This is a genomic window from Pseudomonas sp. PsB (assembly GCF_043658375.1).
Classification (GTDB): domain Bacteria; phylum Pseudomonadota; class Gammaproteobacteria; order Pseudomonadales; family Pseudomonadaceae; genus Aquipseudomonas; species Aquipseudomonas putida_Z.
On record NZ_JBIGLU010000003.1, the window covers coordinates 116,405 to 136,366 of the forward strand.

Genomic DNA, 19,962 nt, shown 5'->3' on the forward strand with positions numbered 1-19,962 from the left:
AGAACAGACAGGTTCCCAAGATGCTGATTATCCCCGCTATCGATCTGAAGGACGGTGCCTGCGTGCGCCTGCGCCAAGGCCGCATGGAAGACTCCACGGTATTTTCCGACGACCCGGTGAGCATGGCCGCCAAGTGGGTCGAGGGTGGCTGCCGCCGCCTGCACCTGGTCGACCTCAACGGCGCCTTCGAAGGCCAGCCGGTCAACGGTGAAGTGGTCACCGCCATTGCCAAGCGCTACCCGACCCTGCCGATCCAGATCGGCGGTGGCATCCGCTCGCTGGAAACCATCGAGCACTACGTCAAGGCTGGCGTCAGCTACGTGATCATCGGCACCAAGGCGGTCAAGCAGCCGGAGTTCGTCGCCGAAGCGTGCAAGGCCTTCCCGGGCAAGGTCATCGTTGGCCTGGACGCCAAGGATGGCTTCGTCGCCACCGACGGCTGGGCTGAGGTGAGCTCGGTGCAGGTCATCGACCTGGCCAAGCGTTTCGAGGCCGATGGCGTCTCGGCGATCGTCTACACCGACATCGCCAAGGACGGCATGATGCAAGGCTGCAACGTGCCGTTCACCAAGGCGCTGGCAGAAGCTACCTCGATCCCGGTGATCGCCTCGGGTGGCATCCACAACCTGGGCGACATCAAGGCCCTGCTGGACGCCAAGGCCCCGGGCATCATCGGCGCCATCACCGGCCGTGCCATCTACGAAGGCACCCTCGATGTCGCCGAGGCCCAGGCCTTCTGCGACAACTACCAAGGCTGAGGACTGAACCATGGCACTGGCCAAGCGCATCATCCCTTGCCTGGACGTGGACAACGGCCGGGTGGTCAAGGGCGTCAAGTTCGAGAACATCCGTGATGCCGGCGACCCGGTGGAAATCGCCCGTCGCTACGACGAGCAAGGTGCCGACGAAATCACCTTCCTCGACATCACTGCCAGCGTCGACGGCCGCGACACTACCCTGCATACCGTCGAACGCATGGCCAGCCAGGTGTTCATCCCGCTGACCGTGGGCGGTGGCGTGCGCACCGTGCAGGACATCCGCAACCTGCTCAATGCCGGTGCCGACAAGGTCTCGATCAACACGGCCGCGGTGTTCAACCCGGAGTTTGTCGGCGAGGCCGCGGACCGTTTCGGTTCGCAGTGCATCGTTGTCGCCATCGACGCCAAGAAGGTTTCCGGGCCGGGTGAGCAGCCGCGCTGGGAGATTTTTACCCACGGCGGGCGCAAGCCTACCGGGCTGGATGCCGTTGAATGGGCGAAGAAGATGGAAGGCCTGGGAGCCGGCGAGATCCTGCTGACCAGCATGGATCAGGACGGCATGAAGAACGGCTTCGACCTGGGTGTTACCCGTGCGATCAGTGATGCGCTGGGTATTCCGGTGATTGCCTCGGGCGGGGTGGGTAACCTGCAGCACCTGGCTGACGGCATTCTGGAAGGGCACGCCAGTGCGGTGTTGGCGGCCAGTATCTTCCACTTTGGTGAGTACACGGTGCCGGAAGCCAAGGCCTACATGGCTTCGCGCGGGATCGTCGTTCGCTGACCCATTGTTGGGAGGGCTTTGCCCTCCTTTCGCGACACAAGGCCGCTCCTACAGGGATACGCGTCCCCCTGTAGGAGCGGCCTTGTGTCGCGAAAGGGCCGCAAAGCGGCCCCAATGGCATCAACCGTGATTCTTGCCGAGCAGCGCGTGATACAGCTCGCTGTCGCCCAGAATCCCCACCACCTTGTCATTTTCCTGCAGCACCAGCTTGTTCCCGGTCTGGTAACGAATCTGCAGCGCATCACGCATGCCGATATCCGCGTGCACCAGGGTCGGCCTGCGACCCAGCCCTTCCACCGACTGCCCCGGCGCCCAGTTCTGCATCTCCAGCCCGTTCTGCCCCTGGCGTGCGCGCTTGATCGAGTTGCCTTCGCCCAGGTCCAGCCACGAATCGCCACCCGGGTCCAGGCACACCGAACCATTCACCCGCTTGCAATTGTCCAGGCTGCGCATCAGGCTGCGCCCGCACAGCACGTTCAGCGGGTTGGTGTGGGCGACGAAGGTGCGCACATACTCGTCGGCCGGGTTGAGCACGATCTCTTCCGGCTTGCTGTACTGGATGATCCGCCCGTCCTTCATGATCGCGATGCGGCTACCCAGCTTCAGCGCCTCGTCCAGGTCGTGGCTGACGAACACGATGGTCTTGCTCAGCTTGGCCTGCAGGCCAAGCAACTCGTCCTGCAGGCCCTGGCGGATCAGCGGGTCCAGTGCCGAGAACGGTTCGTCCATCAGCAGGATGTCGGCATCCATCGCCAGCGCCCGGGCCAGGCCCACGCGCTGCTGCATGCCGCCAGACAGTTCGTCCGGCTTCTTGTTGCGCCACTGGGTCAGGCCCACCAGCTCGAGCTTCTCGTCGACCAGCTTGCGCCGCTCCTTCTCGGGGCGGCCCTGCATTTCCAGGCCAAAGCTGATGTTCTCGCGCACCGTCAGCCAGGGCATCAGGGCGAATTTCTGGAACACCATGGCAATGCGCTTGGTGCGCATCATCTTCAGCTCGGCCGGGGTGCAGTGGGCAATGTCGATGTGCTTGCCTTCGTGCTCGACGAACAGCTTGCCGCGGCTGACGGTGTTCAGACCGTTGATGCAGCGCAGCAAGCTCGACTTGCCAGAACCGGACAGGCCCATCAGCACGCAGATCTCGCCCTTCTGGATATCCAGGTTGGCTTTTTCGACACCCACCACCAGGCCGGTCTGCTTGAGGATCTGCTCGCGGGTCTGGCCCTGGTCGAGCAGGGCCAGCGCTTCGCGCGGCTTGTTGGAGAAGATGACGTCGACGTCTTCGAAACGAATGATGCTCATGCTTCACCCCTTACCGGCAGGTCCGGTTGCTTGCAGATACGGTCGAGCATGATCGCCAGCAGCACGATCGCCAGGCCCGCTTCGAAGCCCAGGGAAATATCGGCGGTGTTCAGTGCGTTGACCACAGGTTTGCCCAGGCCGTCAGCGCCGACCAGGGCGGCGATCACCACCATCGACAGCGACAGCATGATGCACTGGGTAACGCCGGCGGCGATGCTTGGCATCGCGTGCGGCAGTTCGATACGGGTGAGCAGCTGGCGCCGCGAGCAGCCAAAGGCCTTGCCGGCGTCCATCAGCTCCTGCGGGACGTCGCAGATGCCCAGATAGGTGAGACGGATCGGCGCGGCGATGGCGAACACCACCGTCGAGATCAGCCCCGGCACCACACCCAGGCCGAACAGGGTCAGGGTGGGGATCAGGTAGACGAAGGTAGGTACCGTCTGCATCAGGTCGAGTACCGGGCGCATGGCGGTATAGAACATTGGTTTGTGCGCGGCGACGATGCCCAGTGGCACGCCGATGGCCACGCAAACCACTGTGGCGAAGGTGACCTGCGCCAGGGTTTCCATGGTTTCCTGCCAGTAACCCAGGTTGAGGATCAGCAGGAACGACAGGGCGACGAATGCGGTCAGCGCCCACTTGCGCTGGATGAAATGCGCCAGGGCGGCGAACAGAGCGATGAGCACGAACGGATTGAAGAAAGTCAGGGCACTGGTTACGCCATGGATCATGAACTCCAGGCCTTGCGCGATGGCGTCGAAGTAATTCGCGCCGTTCTGGGTCAGCCACTCGACGAACGACGCGATGTACTGGCCCAGGGGTATTTTCTGATCGATAAGCATGATAGCGAGCTTCCACCTGCATAGATTGAACTCAACCCGGGGCAGGCACGGTCCTGCCCCGAGGTAGCGCTATTGCGTATTTCGTTATTGCGTCAGCTTGGCCTTGGCCGCCTCAAGGCCGGGTTTGCCATCCACGGTGGTTACGCCGGCCAGCCAGGCATCCAGTTTGCCAGGGTTGTCCTTGAGCCACTTCTTGGCAGCCGCCTCGGGTTTCATCTTGTCGTCCAGGACATAGCCCATCATGGTGCTTTCATCCTTGAGCTCGAACGACAGGTTCTTCAACAGCTGGCCAACGTTGCTGCATTCCTGCACATAGCCCTTGCGGGTGTTGGTCAATACGGTCGCCTTGCCGAAGTCGGGGCCGAAGAATTCGTCTCCGCCGGTCAGGTACTGCATCTTGAAGCGGGTGTTCATCGGGTGCGGTTCCCAGCCGAGGAACACGATGGCCTCGCCGCGTTTCTGCGCGCGGTCGACCTGCGACAGCATGCCGGCCTCGCTGGACTGAACGATCTTGAATCCGGCGTCCTTCAGGCCGAAGGCGTTCTTGTCGATCATGCTCTGGATGGTGCGGTTGCCATCGTTGCCGGGCTCGATGCCGTAGATCTTGCCGTCCAGTTCCTGCTTGAACTTGGGAATGTCGCTGAAATCCTTCAGGCCCTTGTCATACAGCGCCTGGGGCACGGCCAGGGTGTACTTGGCGTTTTCCAGGTTGGCGCGCACGGTTTCCACGGTGCCGGCGTCGCGATACTGCTTGATGTCGTTCTCCATGGTCGGCATCCAGTTGCCGAGAAACACGTCCAGGTCCTTGCCGGTGGCCAGCGACTTGTAGGTCACCGGTACCGAGATCATGGTGGTGTGGGTCTTGTAACCCAGTGCTTCGAGCACAACGCTGGTGGTCGCGGTAGTGACCGTGATGTCGGTCCAGCCGACATCCGAGAACCGTACCGTCTGGCATTGCTCGGGTTCGGCGGCCTGGGCCAGCAAAGGCGCGGACAGCAACGCAACCAGCAACAGCGAGGGTGAACCTTTCATGGATGGACTCCTGTGATTTTGTCTTCGGGTTCGCGTGGGTCGCCGGGCTTTCTCAGGGTCCGGTCGACCAGGCCTGCAGAGGGCAGGATGCGTGGCCGTGCTTTACGAGTCGCTTTCGATAATCCTCCAGCGCCGGGCAATCGCCTACTGGTGGGGTCGTAACCAGTACGGAACGGGTCGTATCCAGTATGGGCGATGTCGTTTATGGATTTTTCCACCCCCTCAGCCGCATTTTTACGTCACCAGGCCGCCGTAAAGCGGCGTGGCAAGGGCAGCTCCCCGGTTGAAAACAGCGCGGCGCTGCTGGACAAAAGTACGTCGGTTGCAGACGGCGAGGGGGTTGGTAAAAGCCCGATGATGCGTGCATTCAAGGCGGCCCGCTGCTTCAGCCTAGCAGTTGCCCCGCCCTGCGCATGGCGCGCAGAGACAAGCCCAGCAAGAGGTGATTCGACAATGGCCATCAGCGTGTTCGACCTGTTCAAGATCGGTGTCGGGCCCTCCAGCTCCCACACCGTAGGCCCCATGCGTGCTGGCGCCCTGTTCGTCCAGGGCCTGCGCGAACGCGGCGAGCTGGAACGTGTGAAGCGGATCGAAGTGCGCCTGTATGGCTCGCTGTCGGCCACAGGTGTGGGGCACGGCACCGACAATGCCACCATCATGGGCTTGATGGGTGAATGGCCTGACGCCATCGACCCGACCCAGATCGTGCCGCGTATAGCCGACCTGCGCGAAACCAACACCCTGCAGCTGGACAGCCGCCTGCCCATCGAATTCGTCTGGGCCCGCGACATGCTGTTGCTGGACGAGAATTTGCCGTACCACCCCAACGCCATGACCCTGGTTGCCGAAGGCGAACAGGGCGAGCTGCACCGCGACACCTACTACTCGGTGGGTGGCGGCTTCGTGGTCGATGCCGCCCAGGCCGCCAGCGGCGTGCTGGATGCTGACCAGACGGTGCTGCCTTACGATTTCAATAGCGCTGCCGAACTGCTGCGCCTGTGCAAGCAAAACGACCTCAGCGTGTCGCAATTGATGATGGCCAACGAGAAGGTCTGGCGCAGCGAGGAAGAGATCCGCGCCGGCCTGCACAAGCTCTGGGAAGTCATGCAGGAATGCGTCAACAACGGCCTCAAGTACGAAGGCACGCTGCCCGGCGGATTGAACGTGCGCCGCCGCGCCGCCAAGCTGCACCGCAGCCTGCAGGAAATCGGCAAACCCAACGTGATCGGCTCGACCATGAGCGCCATGGAGTGGGTCAACCTGTTCGCCTTGGCGGTCAATGAAGAAAACGCTGCCGGCGGGCGTATGGTTACCGCACCGACCAACGGTGCGGCGGGCATCATCCCGGCGGTGTTGCACTACTACATGCGCTTCAGCGATGCGGTGGACGAGTCCAGCGTGGTCGACTTCTTCCTCGGTGCTGCCGCGGTGGGCATCCTGTGCAAGAAGAACGCCTCGATCTCTGGTGCCGAAGTGGGTTGCCAAGGGGAAGTCGGTTCGGCTTGCGCCATGGCAGCGGCGGGGCTTGCCGAAGTGCTGGGCGCGACCCCGCCACAGGTGGAGAACGCTGCCGAGATCGCCCTGGAGCACAACCTGGGCCTGACCTGCGACCCGGTCGGTGGGTTGGTGCAGGTTCCGTGCATCGAGCGCAACGCGATTGCCGCGGTCAAGGCCATCAACGCTGTGCAGATGGCCCTGCGTGGTGACGGCGAGCACTTCATTTCCCTCGACCAGGTGATCCGCACCATGCGCGATACCGGGGCCGACATGCACGACAAGTATAAAGAGACTTCGCGCGGTGGTTTGGCGGTCAGCGCGATCGAGTGCTGATAGCTTGACCGGACCTCAACGGCCTCTTCGCGGGTGAAACCGTGAAGAGGCCCTTGAGTTTGACGCAGGTGCAGCACAGCCCCCCAATGCATCCTTATGGTGCAGTGCGACGCATACCAATCGTCGGGTGTCGTAATCAGTGCGGGCATTGTCGGTGACACTCAAGAGTGTCGTTTCTGGGCATCCTACACTGCGCGTGTCACCAAATTGCTCAGCCATTCCACGCACACCGCCTAGCACGCCCGTTCTACGATGATTGACCAACTCGATCAAAGCACCTGATTTGCCTAACAAAGGCGTCGTTTTCAGGTTTTTTTGGATGGCCGTTCAACTTCAGGCACGGCGTTTGCGTAGAGATTGGTACCAAGGCCCCCACACATGAAACCGGGGCCATACATAACAAGAAATCAGTGCTCGCCTGAGGCACCCCCTGCATTTGTGTGAGGAGAAATCGCGATGACGTCGTACACCTCCGGGAACCCAACCCAGAACCGCACAGCCCCCCAGTCCATCGGGTTTCTCCTATTGGACAATTTCACCCTGATTTCCCTGGCGTCGGCCGTCGAGCCGCTGCGCATGGCCAACCAGCTGTCCGGCCGCGAGCTGTACCGCTGGCACACCCTCACCGCCGATGGTGGACAGGTGTGGGCCAGCGATGGCTTGCAGATAACCCCTGACGCCGCGATGCACAGTGCGCCTCCCATCGATACCGTGATTGTTTGCGGCGGCGTGGGCATCCAGCGCAGTGTCACCCGCGAGCATGTCACCTGGTTGCAAACCCAGGCCCGCCAGTCGCGCCGCCTGGGCGCGGTATGCACCGGCAGCTGGGCCTTGGCCTGTGCCGGGCTGCTGGATGGTTTCGATTGCAGTGTGCACTGGGAATGCCTGGCCGCGATGCAAGAGGCTTTCCCGCGCGTCAACATGAGCACCCGCCTGTTCACCCTCGACCGTAACCGCTTCACCAGCTCCGGCGGTACTGCGCCGCTGGACATGATGCTGCACCTGATCAGCCGCGACCACGGCCGTGAACTGTCGGCGGCGATCTCCGAAATGTTCGTCTACGAGCGCATCCGCAACGAGCAGGATCACCAGCGCGTGCCGCTCAAGCACATGCTTGGCACCAACCAGCCGAAGCTGCAGGAAATCGTTGCGCTGATGGAGGCCAACCTCGAAGAGCCGATCGACCTGGACGAACTGGCGGTATACGTGTCGGTATCGCGCCGGCAGCTCGAGCGCCTGTTCCAGAAGTACCTGCACTGTTCGCCGTCGCGTTACTACCTGAAGCTGCGCCTGATCCGCGCCCGGCAGCTGCTGAAGCAGACGCCGATGTCGATCATCGAAGTGGCGTCGGTGTGCGGCTTCGTGTCTACCCCGCACTTCTCCAAATGCTACCGCGAGTATTTCGGCATTCCGCCGCGTGACGAGCGCGTGGGCTCCAACACCGCGCAGCAGGTGGCGATGATGCCGATCCCGCAGGCCATGACCCTGTCGCCGCACAGCGGGCCGATGGCGGCCCTGAGCCAGGCGCGCAACGAGTCGACCTTTGCCAGTGTAAGGCTCTGAAACAGCACTGGCCTCTTCGCGGGTAAACCCGCTCCCACAGGTACTGCACTGCTTTTGAATTCAGTGCAGTACCTGTGGGAGCGGGTTTACCCGCGAAGAGGCCAGTACAGGAAAACGAATCAGCCGCGCTTGTTGAACTGCGCCAACGCCGGCAACAGCTGTTTGTCGATGGCCTGGCGCACCGCCGGCAGGATCGTCGCACTACCGGTATACATCTGCTCCACCATCCCCTTCAGCGCCCGTGCATTGGGCTCGGTCAACCCACGCACCACCGCTTCGCACGCCTGCTCGGCAGTAGCGCCGGCCGGAATCTCGAACCCGCGCGCGCGCAGGTGGCCTGCCAGATCGTCCTGGTCAATCAAATCCGCATGCATCATGGCTGTTGTCCCTTTTATCGCTAAGAGAGTGCTGCTGTGATTTACGACCGATTCTGTGACGCCGGCGACATGCCCGCAACAACAGAATGGCGCCATGGCTGCTTTGGCTAAGAACAGGTCGTTTACGGCTAAATCCAGTGTTCGGGAAGTGCGCAAACTCAAGCCATCTGCCGCAACGGAGGGTTTGGTCACCCTCGTTCGTGTACAGTGGATGTTGCTCGCTCTTGGCCCCGGATGCTCACGGCTTTCCGGGGTTATTTTTTTCCTGACCTGATATTTTTGCCAGTTGTGAAGCTTGCTGCGTAGGGCGCTTAGTTGAGGCGTAAGTACCTTAATGGAGCAGCACCATGCGTATAAGGAAAATGACGAGCCTAATCGCCTCTGCGAGCCTTGGGCTGCTGGTGGCGTGTACATCGCATCACTCGGTCCAGGCGAAGAAATTGTTCGAGTTTCGCGGTAGCAACAGCCTGACGGAACTCCAGGCAGCAGTGGGGGTGGCGCCCTATTTGAATGCACTTGTAAGCGACCCGGCTAACGAGGACATTCGGCCGGTTACCGTGGACACTTCGCTGGTTTCGCCAGATACGAAATCATTGACCGTCTCTCTGAACGAAAAAGACAGCGTTACATTCCAGCTGCGACGGGCCGACCCTCCGGCACCGGGTATGGTGGGGTGGGTAGGTGATGTGTCGACTGATCGGCGGAAGAAGTTCACGTCGACGGCAGAAGGTGATTTTGATAAAGACTGGATATCGTTGGTGCTTCATGAAGGAAACCTGATAGGCAGTATCAACTTTGATGGTATGCGCTATGAGTTGCAGCCTGTCGGGCGAGGCCAGCACGTGCTGGTGAAGGTTAATGAGTCAAAATTGCCGCCTGAAGCTGAGCCGCTTTTAGAAAATAGCACTTCTGCACCGGACACGACGTCTGGATATGTACCGAAATCACAGCGAAGCATCATTCGTGTCATGTTCGTGACCACTGAAGAGTCTCGGGCAAGGTATGCTGATTATAAAGGCACGTTGGCCAATGCGTTGCAGAGCGCCAATCAGTACATGATCAATAGTAAAGTGGATATCACCTATGAACTGGCCGGGTACTACGACGGCGCTATCAGTGAGCAGGGAAAAACATTCAAAGAAATGGTGTATGCCCTCCGCCAAACCGATCAGCCTTTTGGCAAAGCAGTGGGTGAGCGGCGAGATGCCTTACGTGCTCACTTGGTATCTATTTTGCTCGTCAATCCCGAATACTGCGGTTGGGCCTCCATCACTTCCAATAAGAGTAATGCTTTTTCCGGCATCGCTTGTTTTGGCTCTCTGGGCCATGAGTTAGGGCATAATCTTGGGGCAGACCACAATTGGCATGAGGGCGATAACGAGCGCAATCCACCCTACATGTTCGGTTATCGCTACCAGGCGGGAACGCCTCGCTTCAGTACACAGATGTCGTACGCATGCAGCCCGGCATGCCCGCGCATACCCTACCATTCTAATCCGCGCGTGACGTATGAAGGTATCCCCGTCGGAACGGCAGAACATCATGATGTAGCCCGACGGTTCAATGAGCGCAGGGAAACGGTTGAAGGTTTTTATCCACCGGTACTTGAGTTCATACTTTACGATGGCAGTAATTTTAACGGGCGATCTTGTCAATTTGTTCAGGGCATCGGTTCTTCAACTGATGTGCGAGCGCAGTGCGGGGAGGAATGGGGGACTATTGTGAGCTCTGCAAAGGTTATCGGCATGGCCCCGGGCGTCAGCGTGAAATTTACACATGACAAGCATGCTTATGAGTCGTTCTTAAGTAAAACGTACAGCGGTATTTTGCCCGTTTACCAATTTGGCGATTATCCAGATGTTGATGTCGGTATTGAGTGGTCTTCTGGCGGAGGCTCTATCAACAATATGGTCGATGGCATAAGTAGCTCAAGATAGCGCATTGTAATCAGGCTCGGGGGCTGGCCACACTGAGCCCTCAAAGCAACGGAGGGTTTGGTCACCCTCGTTCGTGCACAGTGGATGTTGCTCGCTCTTGGCCCCGGATGCTCACGGCTTTCCGGGGTTATTTTTTGCCTGAATACACGACCTGTGGGAGCGGGCGTGCCCGCGAATGCGGCGGTGAATCCACCATCGCATTCGCGGGCACGCCCGCTCCCACAGGTTATGTGTTGCTGCTCAGTTTGGCGTAGGCAGGGCTATCACCCGGCCGACGAACTCAGTCGGAGGCACATCCTGCTGCTCACCCACCAATCCTTGCAGCAACCCGACACTACGCTCACTGAACGGCGCCGACTTCGGCCCCGCCAGGTCCACATGCAGCAGCATCTGCTCACTGGCCGCCAGTGCTTCGTCGAACCCTGCCCGGTGCAGGCTGTGGTAGACATGCAGGCGCTTGCGGTCGAAGCCGATGATCTGTGTCTGCACCCACACCTCGCTACCCAGCTTCACTTCGTGCAGGTAGTTGATGTGCGCCTCCAGGGTGAACAGCGAGTTACCGCTCTGGCCGCGGCTGTCGGCATCCAGGCCGATGCGCTCCATCAGCGCGTCGGTGGCGTAGCTGAAGATCAGCAGGTAGAAGGCATCGCGCAGGTGCCCGTTATAGTCGACCCAGTCCTCCTGGACTGGGGTGCGGTAGGTGATCAGTGCGGGCATCGCGGTCTCCTCAGTCGCCGAAAGCCATACCGTGCTTGGCCTTGCTGGTCTTCACCGCTTCCAGCACTGCCAACAGGGTGTCATCACGATAGCGCTCCAGGGCGGCGATGCTGCGGTCGCCCAGTTGCTCGGAGGTCCCTTCGACCACATCGTCGATCAGCTTGTCGGTCAGCTCTGGTGCCGGCAGGTAAGTCCACGGCAGTTGCAGCGCCGGGCCGAACTGAGCCATGAAGTGACGCATGCCTGCGTCACCACCGGCCAGGGTGTAGGTGAGGAACGTGCCCATGAACGACCAGCGCAGGCCGGCGCCGAAGCGGATGGCATCGTCGATTTCGCCGGTGCTGGCCACGCCGTCGTTGACCAGGTGCAGGGCTTCGCGCCACAGGGCTTCGAGCAGGCGGTCGGCGATGAACCCGGGCACTTCCTTGCGTACGTGCAGCGGGCGCATGCCCAGGTTGGTGTAGATGGCCCTGGCAGCTTCGATGGCCTCGGGGGCGGTGCGGTTGCCGCCGACGATTTCCACCAGCGGCAGCAGGTACACCGGGTTGAACGGGTGGCCGACCACGCAGCGCTCGGGGTGGGTGGCCGACTCGTAGAACTCGCTGGGCAGCAGGCCCGAGGTGCTTGAACCGATGATCGCGTCGGGTTTGGCGGCAGCGCTGATCTTTGCGTGCAGGTCGAGTTTCAGGTCCAGGCGTTCAGGGGCGCTTTCCTGGATGAAATCGGCATCGCGGACGCATTCCTCGATGGTGGCGACGAACTTCAGGCGCTCTTGTGAGGCGCCGGGTGCCAGGCCTTGCTTTTCCAATGCCGGCCAGGCGTTGGCGATGCGCTTGCGCAAGGCCTGCTCGGCGCCTGGCGCCGGGTCCCAGGCGACCACGTCCAGCCCGTGGGCCAGGGCGCGCGCGACCCAGCCGCTGCCGATCACGCCACTACCCAGGGCGGCGAAGGTCTTGATCTCGGTGATGAAGGTCATGTTGGGCTCCTGAAAGTGTCAGCGGCGTTTGAGGTTCATCTTTTCCCGGCCTTCGGCCGGGGTCAGCACACGGGCGCCAAGGCGCGAAATGATCTCTACCGCGCGCTCGACCAACTGGCCGTTGCTGGCCAGCACGCCACGGTCCAGGTACAGGTTGTCCTCCAGGCCCACCCGCACGTTGCCGCCCAGCAGCACCGCCTGTGCGGCCATCGGCATCTGCATGCGGCCGATGCCGAACCCGGCCCAGGTGACGTTGGCCGGCAGGTTGTCGACCATCGCCTTCATGGTGGTGGTATCGGCCGGCGCGCCCCACGGGATGCCCAGACAAAGCTGGAACAGTGGGTCGTCGAGCAGGCCTTCCTTCATCATCTGCTTGGCGAACCACAGGTGGCCGGTGTCGAAGATTTCCAGCTCGGCTTTTACCCCCAGCTCGGTAATGCGCTTGGCGCCGGCGCGCAGTTGTGCCGGGGTGGAGACGTAGATCGAGTTACCGTCGCCGAAGTTGAGGGTGCCGCAGTCGAGGGTGCAGATTTCCGGCAGCAGCGCTTCGACGTGGGCCAGGCGCTCCAGTGGGCCGATCAGGTCGGTACCCGGGCCGAATTCCAGTGGTGTTTCACCCGGGCCGATTTCCAGGTCGCCACCCATGCCCGCGGTAAGGTTGACGATGATGTCCACGTCGGCTTCGCGGATGCGTTCCATGACTTCGCGATACAGCGCCACGTCACGGCTGAAACGGCCGGTTTGCGGGTCGCGCACGTGGCAGTGGACCACGGTGGCGCCGGCTTTGGCGGCCTCTACGGCAGACTCGGCGATCTGCTTGGGGGTGACTGGAACAAGGTGGCTTTTCGAGGCGGTGTCGCCGGCGCCGGTTAGGGCGCAGGTGATGATGACGTCGTGGTTCATGGCTTGGTTCCTTGTGGTAACCGTTGTGGCCTTTTCGCGGGCACGCCCGCTCCCACAGGGTCTGCGCAGACCTTGACCTTTGCGCTGTACCTGTAGGAGCAGCCTTGTGCTGCGAAAGGCCTGTCAGTTGGCAGTGAGGTTGAGGTTGTCGGCAGCCGGTTTGCCATCGAAGGTGGTCACACCCTCCAGCCAGCGGGCCTTGTCCTCGGGGTGGTCCTTGAGCCACTGGCGGGCCGACTCCAGCGCATCCTTGTGGTCGAGCAGCGGCTGCATCATGCGGCTCTCGTCCTCGGCGCTGAAGTTCAGGTTGGCCAGCAGGCGGTGGGCGTTGGGGCAGCGTTCGGCGTAGTCCGGCGCGGTCACCGTCCACACTGTCGCGCGGCCTTCGTCAGGGCCCAGGGCGTCCTGGCTGTCGCCCAGGTAGACCATGTCGATATTCACGTTCATCGGGTGCGGTGCCCAGCCAAAGAACACCACGGCTTCGTTGCGCCGCACCGCGCGATCGACGGCGGCGAGCATGCCGGCCTCGCTGGACTCGACCAGCTGGAACTTGCCCAGGCCGAACTGGTTCTTGGCGATCATCGCCTTGATCTGGGTGTTGGCGCCGGAACCCGGTTCGATGCCGTAGATTTTCCCGCCCAGTTCCTTTTCGAACTTGTGGATGTCGGCGAAGGTCTTCAGGCCCTTGTCGGCCAGGTACTTGGGCACCGCCAGGGTGGCGCGGGCGTCTTCCAGGCTGGGTTTGTCGAGCACCTTGACCTGCTTGGCGTCGACGAACGGGGTGATGGTCTGGGTCATGATCGGGTTCCAGTAACCCAGGAACATGTCCAGGCGTTTGTCGCGGATGCCGGCGAAGATGATCTGCTGCGAGGCGCTGGTCTGTTTGGTCTGGTAGCCAAGGCCATCGAGCAGCACCTGTGCCATGGCGCTGGTGGCGATGACGTCGGTCCAGTTGACCACGCCCAGACGGACGTTCTTGCAGGCCGCAGGCTCGGCGGCGAATAGTGGGGAAGTGGCGATGCTGCTCAGGGCAAGGGTCAACAGGCTGCGGCGGATCAAGCTGTGCATGGTGGCTCTCCATCGGCAGTGCATATTGTTATTGGGGTTCGACCTCTCTGGGTCGTATGAAGAAGCTACGCTGCTGTCAGGGTGGAAAATCGCACCCTGGCGACCAACATTTGCACGGAGGCGACCACCTTTGCCGTGGAGCATGCAATGCCGCAAATCATTCACTTCCTGTTGTTGCCCGGGTTCTCGGCCATGGGTTTCATCAGTGCCCTGGAGCCACTGCGGGTGGCCAACCGCTTCAAGGGCCCGTTGTATCGCTGGCAGGTATTGAGCCTGGACGGTGGGGCGGTGCAGGCCAGCAATGGCATGTCGGTGAACGCCGATGCAGCGCTGGCGGCGGGCGAGCCTGGTGGCATCCTGCTGATCGTCGCCGGTTTCGAGCCATTGGCCTGTTACGGACCGGCGCTGCAGCAGGCGCTACGCCGCCTGGACCATGAGGGGGTGGTTCTGGGTGGCATCGATACCGGCGCGGTGGTGCTGGCCGAGGCCGGCCTGCTCGACGGCCACCGCGCCACCGTGCACTGGGAGGCGCTGGAGGCGTTCAAGGAGAACTACCCGAGCCTGCAGGCCACCCAGGAACTGTTCGAAATTGACCGGCGGCGCATCACCTGTGCCGGTGGCACCGCTTCGATCGACCTGATGCTCGACCTGATTTCCCAGGCCCACGGCAGTGAACTGGCGGTGCAGGTGTCGGAGCAATTCGTGCTCGGACGTATCCGCCAGCGACAGGACCACCAGCGCATGCAGATTGCCAGCCGCTATGGCATTAGCAACAAGAAGCTGGTGAAGGTGATTGGTGAAATGGAGCGCAACACCGAGCAGCCGCTCAATACCCAGGTGCTGGCCGAAGCGGTGCAGGTGACCCGGCGGCAACTGGAGCGGTTGTTCCGCGTGCACCTGGACGACACGCCCAGTGGGTTCTATTTGCGACTGCGCCTGGACAAGGCACGGCAGTTGTTGCGCCAGACCGACATGAGTGTGCTGGAGGTGGGGGTGGCGTGCGGGTTCGAGTCGGCTTCGTACTTTACCCGCTGCTATCGGGCACGGTACCAGCGTTGCCCGCGGGAGGACCGCTTGGCCCGGGCGGTTTGATTCCCTCCTGTACCGGCCTCTTCGCGGGTAAACCCGCTCTCATAGAACAACACATGACTCATTGGTTCGGCGAGGTTCTGTAGGAGCAGCCTTGTGCTGCGAAGAGGCCGGTACTGACAAAGCCTGTCTGTTGCTTGTACCGGCCTCTTCGCAGCACAAGGCTGCTCCTACAAAGGACGCGTCAGACGAGCGATATTTGTTCTCTGCGCGACAGCGCAGCCCAAAAGGGCTGGGCAATCTCCCACAGGAAAACCTCCGCCTGTGGAAGCGGGTTTATCCGCGAAGGGGCTAGTACAGGCTTACTGCTGGCCGATGGACTGCAGGTACTCCGAACGGTCATCACTGCGCTGCGCCACACAGGTATCCCACGCCGCCTGGAACGCCTTGCTGCCGGGCTTCTCGGCATAGGTCTCGACCTTGCAGTCGGCATCGCGCAACTGTGCCCACAGCTTCTCGGCCGCGTCCATGCGCGCGACCAGCGCAGTGGCCTTGTCGCCTTCATCGGCATACTGGTCGCGGATGCGCTGGATCAGTTCGTCATACGCCGCTTTCAGCTCGCGCTCGGCGGTCTGCTTGTTGAACGCAGCGCAGGCGTAGGTCTGCTGGTCGGTCTCGACGTTGTCGCACGGGGTGCTTTCTTCCTCGCCGGCCTGGGCGCCCGATACGACAGCCAGCAGTACCAGCCATGCCATTGATTTCATCCGTTTTCTCCTCAACAGGCTGACGAATCGCTGGGATTCTCGCTCAGCCGAAGGCAAGGCGGTAGCTCCCTGACGAAATGTTCATAAAGCCGCCGGAAATGTCGTTATCGAGACTGTCTCTCATCGCCAGACGGCGCGCCAGAGGGCGCGATGTCGCGCATTGACGCTTTCGGCAAACCCCCTGTCGTTTTTGCATCGGGGCGCCTTTGGGCACAGGCATATGCTGGCCCCAAAGCGCCGGCAATAAGGTTTGGCGCAAACCCATTCAATAAAAGGGGACAGCCTGATGAGCCCAGCCGAACTTCACGCCGACAGCATCGTCATCGACGGCCTGATCATTGCCAAATGGAACCGCGAGCTGTTCGAGGACATGCGCAAAGGCGGGCTGACTGCGGCCAACTGCACGGTGTCGGTCTGGGAAGGCTTCAAGGCTACCGTCGACAACATCGCCGCCAGCCAGAAGCTGATCCGCGATAACAGCGACCTGGTGATGCCGGTACGCACCACCGCCGACATCCGCAAGGCCAAGGAGCTGGGCAAGACCGGCATCCTCTTCGGCTTCCAGAACGCCCACGCCTTCGAAGACCAGATCGCCTACGTCGACGTGTTCAAGCAGCTGGGCGTGGGCATCGTGCAGATGTGCTACAACACCCAGAACCTGGTCGGTACCGGCTGCTACGAGCGTGATGGCGGCCTGTCGGGCTTCGGCCGCGAGATCGTTGCCGAAATGAACCGCGTCGGCATCATGTGCGACCTGTCCCACGTCGGCTCCAAGACCTCCGAAGAAGTCATCCTCGAGTCGAAAAAGCCGGTCTGCTACTCGCACTGCCTGCCTTCGGGCCTGAAAGAGCACCCGCGCAACAAGTCGGATGAAGAACTGAAGTTCATCGCCGACCACGGCGGTTTCGTCGGCGTGACCATGTTCGCGCCGTTCCTGGCCAAGGGCATCGACTCGACCATCGACGACTACGCCGAAGCCATCGAGTACACCATGAACATCGTCGGTGAAGACGCCATCGGTATCGGTACCGACTTCACCCAGGGCCACGGCCAGGACTTCTTCGAGTACCTGACCCACGACAAGGGTTACGCCCGTCGCCTGACCAACTTCGGCAAGATCATCAACCCGCTGGGCATCCGCACTGTGGGCGAATTCCCCAACCTCACCGAAACCTTGCTCAAGCGCGGCCACTCCGAGCGCGTGGTGCGCAAGATCATGGGTGAGAACTGGGTCAACGTCCTCAAGGACGTGTGGGGCGAGTAAGCCGCTCTCCAAGCCTGAAAGCCCCTGCCAGCAACGCCGGGGCATCCCAATAAAAAATTTTATGGAGTTGAGTTTCCATGGCCAAGATCGCCCCGCAATTGCCAATCGAAGTAGACAGCGAGACCGGTGTCTGGACCAGCGACGCCTTGCCGATGCTGTATGTGCCGCGCCATTTCTTCGTCAACAACCACATGGGCATCGAAGAAGTCCTGGGCGCCGACAAGTACGCCGAGATCCTCTACAAGGCCGGCTACAAGTCCGCCTGGCACTGGTGTGAAAAAGAAGCCGAGTGCCATGGCCTGGAAGGCGTGGCGGTGTTCGAGCACTACATGAAGCGCCTGAGCCAGCGCGGCTGGGGCCTGTTCGAAATCCAGGACATCGATCTCGACAAGGGCACCTGCAGCGTCAAGCTCAAGCACTCCGCGTTCGTGTACGTCTATGGCAAGTGCGGCCGCAAGGTCGACTACATGTTCACCGGCTGGTTCGCCGGCGCCATGGACCAGATTCTCGCTGCCCGCGGCAGCTCGATCCGCACTGTGGCCGAACAGGTCTATGGCGGGTCGGAAGAAGGCCACGAAGATGGCCTGTTCGTTACAAAGCCGTTGTAAGCCGGAGATAGCGTCATGGCATTCGAAGCAATGTTCCAGCCGATCCAGATCGGCAAACTGACCATCCGCAACCGTGTGCTCAGCACCGCGCACGCCGAGGTCTACGCCACTGACGGCGGCATGACGACCGACCGCTACGTGAAGTACTACGAAGAAAAGGCCAAGGGCGGTATCGGCCTGGCGATCTGCGGCGGCTCGTCGGTGGTGGCCATCGACAGCCCGCAGGAGTGGTGGGCGTCGGTCAACCTGTCGACCGACCGCATCATCCCGCACTTCCAGAACCTGGCCGACGCCATGCACAAGCATGGCGCCAAGATCATGATCCAGATTACCCACATGGGCCGTCGCTCGCGCTGGGACGGCTTCAACTGGCCGACCCTGATGTCGCCGTCGGGTATCCGTGAACCCGTGCACCGCGCCACCTGCAAGACCATCGAGGTGGAAGAGATCTGGCGCGTGATCGGCAACTACGCGCAAGCTGCCCGCCGCGCCAAGGAAGGCGGCCTGGACGGCGTGGAACTGTCGGCCGTGCACCAGCACATGATCGACCAGTTCTGGAGCCCGCGGGTCAACAAGCGTACCGACGAATGGGGCGGCACCTTTGAAGGCCGCATGAAGTTCGGCCTGGAAGTACTGAAGGCCGTGCGCGCCGAAGTCGGTGACGACTTCTGCGTGGGCATGCGTATCTGTGGCGACGAGTTCCACCCCGATGGCCTCAGCCACGAGGACATGAAGCAGATCGCTGCCTACTACGACGCCACTGGCATGCTCGACTTCATCGGCGTGGTCGGTTCGGGTTGCGACACCCACAACACCCTGGCCAACGTCATCCCGAACATGAGCTACCCGCCGGAGCCGTTCCTGCACCTGGCGGCCGGTATCAAGGAAGTGGTCAAGGTCCCGGTGCTGCACGCGCAGAACATCAAGGACCCGAACCAGGCCACGCGTATCCTCGAAGGCGGCTACGTGGACATGGTCGGCATGACCCGTGCGCACATGGCCGACCCGCACCTGATCGCCAAGATCAAGATGGGCCAGATCGACCAGATCAAGCAGTGCGTCGGTGCCAACTACTGCATCGACCGCCAGTACCAGGGCCTGGATGTACTGTGCATCCAGAACGCCGCGACCTCCCGTGAATACATGGGCGTGCCGCACATCATCGAGAAGACCACCGGCGCCAAGCGCAAGGTGGTGGTGGTTGGCGCCGGCCCGGCCGGCATGGAAGCGGCCCGCGTGGCTGCCGAACGTGGCCACGATGTGACCCTGTTCGAGAAGAAGGAGCAGATCGGCGGGCAGATCACCATCGCCGCCAAGGCCCCGCAGCGCGACCAGATTGCCGGTATCACCCGCTGGTACCAGCTGGAGCTGGCGCGCCTGAAGGTCGACCTGCGCCTGGGCACCGCCGCCGACGTGGCTGCCATCCAGGACCTGCGCCCCGACATCATCGTGCTGGCGGTAGGTGGGCATTCCTTCCTGGAGCAGAACGAGCACTGGGGCGCCGCCGAAGGGCTGGTGGTCAGCAGCTGGGACGTGCTGGACGGCAAGGTTGCGCCGGGCAAGAACGTGCTGGTGTACGACACCATCTGCGAGTTCACCGGCATGTCGGTGGCTGACTTCATCGCCGACAAGGGCAGCCAGGTCGAGATTGTCACCGACGACATCAAGCCGGGCGTGGCAATGGGCGGTACTACCTTCCCGACCTACTACCGCAGCATGTATCCGAAAGAAGTGATCATGACCGGCGACATGATGCTGGAAAAGGTCTACCGCGAAGGCGACAAGCTGGTGGCGGTGCTGGAAAACGAATACACCGGCGCCAAGGAAGAGCGCGTGGTCGACCAGGTGGTGGTGGAGAACGGCGTGCGTCCTGACGAGCAGCTGTACTACGCACTGAAGGAAGGTTCGCGCAACAAAGGCCAGATCGACGTGGAGGCACTGTTCGCCATCAAGCCACAGCCGATCCTCAGCCAGCCGGGCGAAGGCTACCTGCTGTACCGCATCGGCGACTGCGTGGCCCAGCGCAACGTGCATGCGGCGATCTACGACGCCTTGCGCCTGTGCAAGGACTTCTGATCGCACCGCCTCTCTAGAGGCGGGACTGGCCCCCCTGTAGGAGCGGCCTTGTGTCGCGATGGGCTGCGCAGCAGCCCCAGGATTTGTGCAGCGCCGCTCACCCTGGGGCTGCTGCGCAGCCCATCGCGACACAAGGCC

18 protein-coding genes are annotated in these 19,962 nt (G+C 61.8%); 9 read left to right on the forward strand and 9 right to left on the reverse strand.

The genetic code is table 11. The features are described 5' to 3' along the window. Window positions 1-20 precede the first annotated feature (20 nt). Window positions 21-758 carry a 1-(5-phosphoribosyl)-5-[(5-phosphoribosylamino)methylideneamino]imidazole-4-carboxamide isomerase gene (gene hisA / locus ACGLHT_RS06835; RefSeq protein ID WP_003257484.1) on the forward strand — a complete coding sequence of 246 codons (738 nt, stop codon included), beginning with the start codon at window positions 21-23 and terminating at the stop codon, window positions 756-758. A gap of 10 nt (window positions 759-768) precedes the next feature. Then, on the forward strand, window positions 769-1,539 hold the full coding sequence (hisF, locus tag ACGLHT_RS06840) for an imidazole glycerol phosphate synthase subunit HisF (RefSeq protein ID WP_025337372.1): 771 nt from the start codon (window positions 769-771) through the stop codon (window positions 1,537-1,539). Window positions 1,540-1,659: 120 nt separating this feature from the next. Here the strand turns inward: hisF and choV are convergent, their stop codons facing one another. From choV to ACGLHT_RS06855, 3 genes are all read right to left on the reverse strand, one after another. Next, window positions 1,660-2,838 carry a choline ABC transporter ATP-binding protein gene (choV, locus tag ACGLHT_RS06845; protein WP_025337373.1) on the reverse strand — a complete coding sequence of 393 codons (1,179 nt, stop codon included), beginning with the start codon at window positions 2,836-2,838 and terminating at the stop codon, window positions 1,660-1,662. Continuing rightward, on the reverse strand, window positions 2,835-3,683 hold the full coding sequence (choW, locus tag ACGLHT_RS06850) for a choline ABC transporter permease subunit (protein ID WP_169774667.1): 849 nt from the start codon (window positions 3,681-3,683) through the stop codon (window positions 2,835-2,837). The genes choV and choW overlap by 4 nt, the downstream gene beginning before the upstream one ends. Before the next feature lie 81 nt (window positions 3,684-3,764). Further along, the gene (locus tag ACGLHT_RS06855) at window positions 3,765-4,712 is read right to left on the reverse strand and encodes a choline ABC transporter substrate-binding protein (RefSeq protein ID WP_003257486.1); all 948 of its coding nucleotides are present in this window, start codon (window positions 4,710-4,712) and stop codon (window positions 3,765-3,767) included. 453 nt (window positions 4,713-5,165) lie between these two features. Between ACGLHT_RS06855 and ACGLHT_RS06860 the strand changes: the two genes are divergently transcribed. Both ACGLHT_RS06860 and ACGLHT_RS06865 read left to right on the forward strand, forming a co-directional pair. Beyond that, a complete protein-coding gene (locus tag ACGLHT_RS06860) occupies window positions 5,166-6,542 on the forward strand; it encodes an L-serine ammonia-lyase (RefSeq protein ID WP_023661916.1) in 1,377 nt (458 codons plus the stop codon). A gap of 456 nt (window positions 6,543-6,998) precedes the next feature. Next, complete coding sequence (locus tag ACGLHT_RS06865) at window positions 6,999-8,105, forward strand: GlxA family transcriptional regulator (RefSeq protein WP_015268639.1); 1,107 nt, start codon at window positions 6,999-7,001, stop codon at window positions 8,103-8,105. Window positions 8,106-8,224: 119 nt separating this feature from the next. On the opposite strand, the gene ACGLHT_RS06870 is transcribed toward ACGLHT_RS06865, so the two are convergent. Next, complete coding sequence (locus ACGLHT_RS06870; RefSeq protein WP_003257487.1) at window positions 8,225-8,482, reverse strand: hypothetical protein; 258 nt, start codon at window positions 8,480-8,482, stop codon at window positions 8,225-8,227. Window positions 8,483-8,829: 347 nt separating this feature from the next. On the opposite strand from ACGLHT_RS06870, the gene ACGLHT_RS06875 reads away from it, so the two are divergent. Next, a complete protein-coding gene (locus ACGLHT_RS06875; RefSeq protein ID WP_137162795.1) occupies window positions 8,830-10,419 on the forward strand; it encodes a reprolysin-like metallopeptidase in 1,590 nt (529 codons plus the stop codon). A 240-nt stretch (window positions 10,420-10,659) separates the two neighbouring features. On the opposite strand, the gene ACGLHT_RS06880 is transcribed toward ACGLHT_RS06875, so the two are convergent. From ACGLHT_RS06880 to choX, 4 genes are all read right to left on the reverse strand, one after another. Then, window positions 10,660-11,136, reverse strand: coding sequence for a thioesterase family protein (locus ACGLHT_RS06880; RefSeq protein WP_137162796.1), 477 nt, complete (start codon window positions 11,134-11,136; stop codon window positions 10,660-10,662). A gap of 10 nt (window positions 11,137-11,146) precedes the next feature. Then, window positions 11,147-12,112, reverse strand: coding sequence for an L-carnitine dehydrogenase (locus tag ACGLHT_RS06885; RefSeq protein WP_274120052.1), 966 nt, complete (start codon window positions 12,110-12,112; stop codon window positions 11,147-11,149). A gap of 18 nt (window positions 12,113-12,130) precedes the next feature. Beyond that, window positions 12,131-13,015 (reverse strand): 3-keto-5-aminohexanoate cleavage protein, encoded by an 885-nt coding sequence (locus ACGLHT_RS06890; RefSeq protein WP_046614490.1) that lies wholly within the window; start codon window positions 13,013-13,015, stop codon window positions 12,131-12,133. Window positions 13,016-13,138: 123 nt separating this feature from the next. Further along, window positions 13,139-14,083, reverse strand: a complete 945-nt coding sequence (gene choX, locus ACGLHT_RS06895; RefSeq protein ID WP_013970502.1) for a choline ABC transporter substrate-binding protein — start codon at window positions 14,081-14,083, stop codon at window positions 13,139-13,141. A gap of 147 nt (window positions 14,084-14,230) precedes the next feature. On the opposite strand from choX, the gene ACGLHT_RS06900 reads away from it, so the two are divergent. After that, on the forward strand, window positions 14,231-15,175 hold the full coding sequence (locus tag ACGLHT_RS06900; protein WP_137162799.1) for a GlxA family transcriptional regulator: 945 nt from the start codon (window positions 14,231-14,233) through the stop codon (window positions 15,173-15,175). 299 nt (window positions 15,176-15,474) lie between these two features. On the opposite strand, the gene ACGLHT_RS06905 is transcribed toward ACGLHT_RS06900, so the two are convergent. Next, window positions 15,475-15,876, reverse strand: coding sequence for a lysozyme inhibitor LprI family protein (locus ACGLHT_RS06905; RefSeq protein ID WP_274079974.1), 402 nt, complete (start codon window positions 15,874-15,876; stop codon window positions 15,475-15,477). A gap of 286 nt (window positions 15,877-16,162) precedes the next feature. Between ACGLHT_RS06905 and ACGLHT_RS06910 the strand changes: the two genes are divergently transcribed. The 3 genes from ACGLHT_RS06910 to dgcA all read left to right on the forward strand — a co-directional run bounded on the left by ACGLHT_RS06910 (window position 16,163) and on the right by dgcA (window position 19,824). Then, complete coding sequence (locus tag ACGLHT_RS06910; RefSeq protein ID WP_003257506.1) at window positions 16,163-17,140, forward strand: dipeptidase; 978 nt, start codon at window positions 16,163-16,165, stop codon at window positions 17,138-17,140. Window positions 17,141-17,217: 77 nt separating this feature from the next. Beyond that, entirely contained in the window at window positions 17,218-17,748 is a 531-nt protein-coding gene (locus tag ACGLHT_RS06915) for a DUF5943 domain-containing protein (RefSeq protein ID WP_013970507.1), read from the forward strand. A gap of 15 nt (window positions 17,749-17,763) precedes the next feature. After that, the gene (gene dgcA, locus ACGLHT_RS06920; RefSeq protein ID WP_025337383.1) at window positions 17,764-19,824 is read left to right on the forward strand and encodes a dimethylglycine demethylation protein DgcA; all 2,061 of its coding nucleotides are present in this window, start codon (window positions 17,764-17,766) and stop codon (window positions 19,822-19,824) included. The last annotated feature ends 138 nt before the right edge of the window (window positions 19,825-19,962 follow it).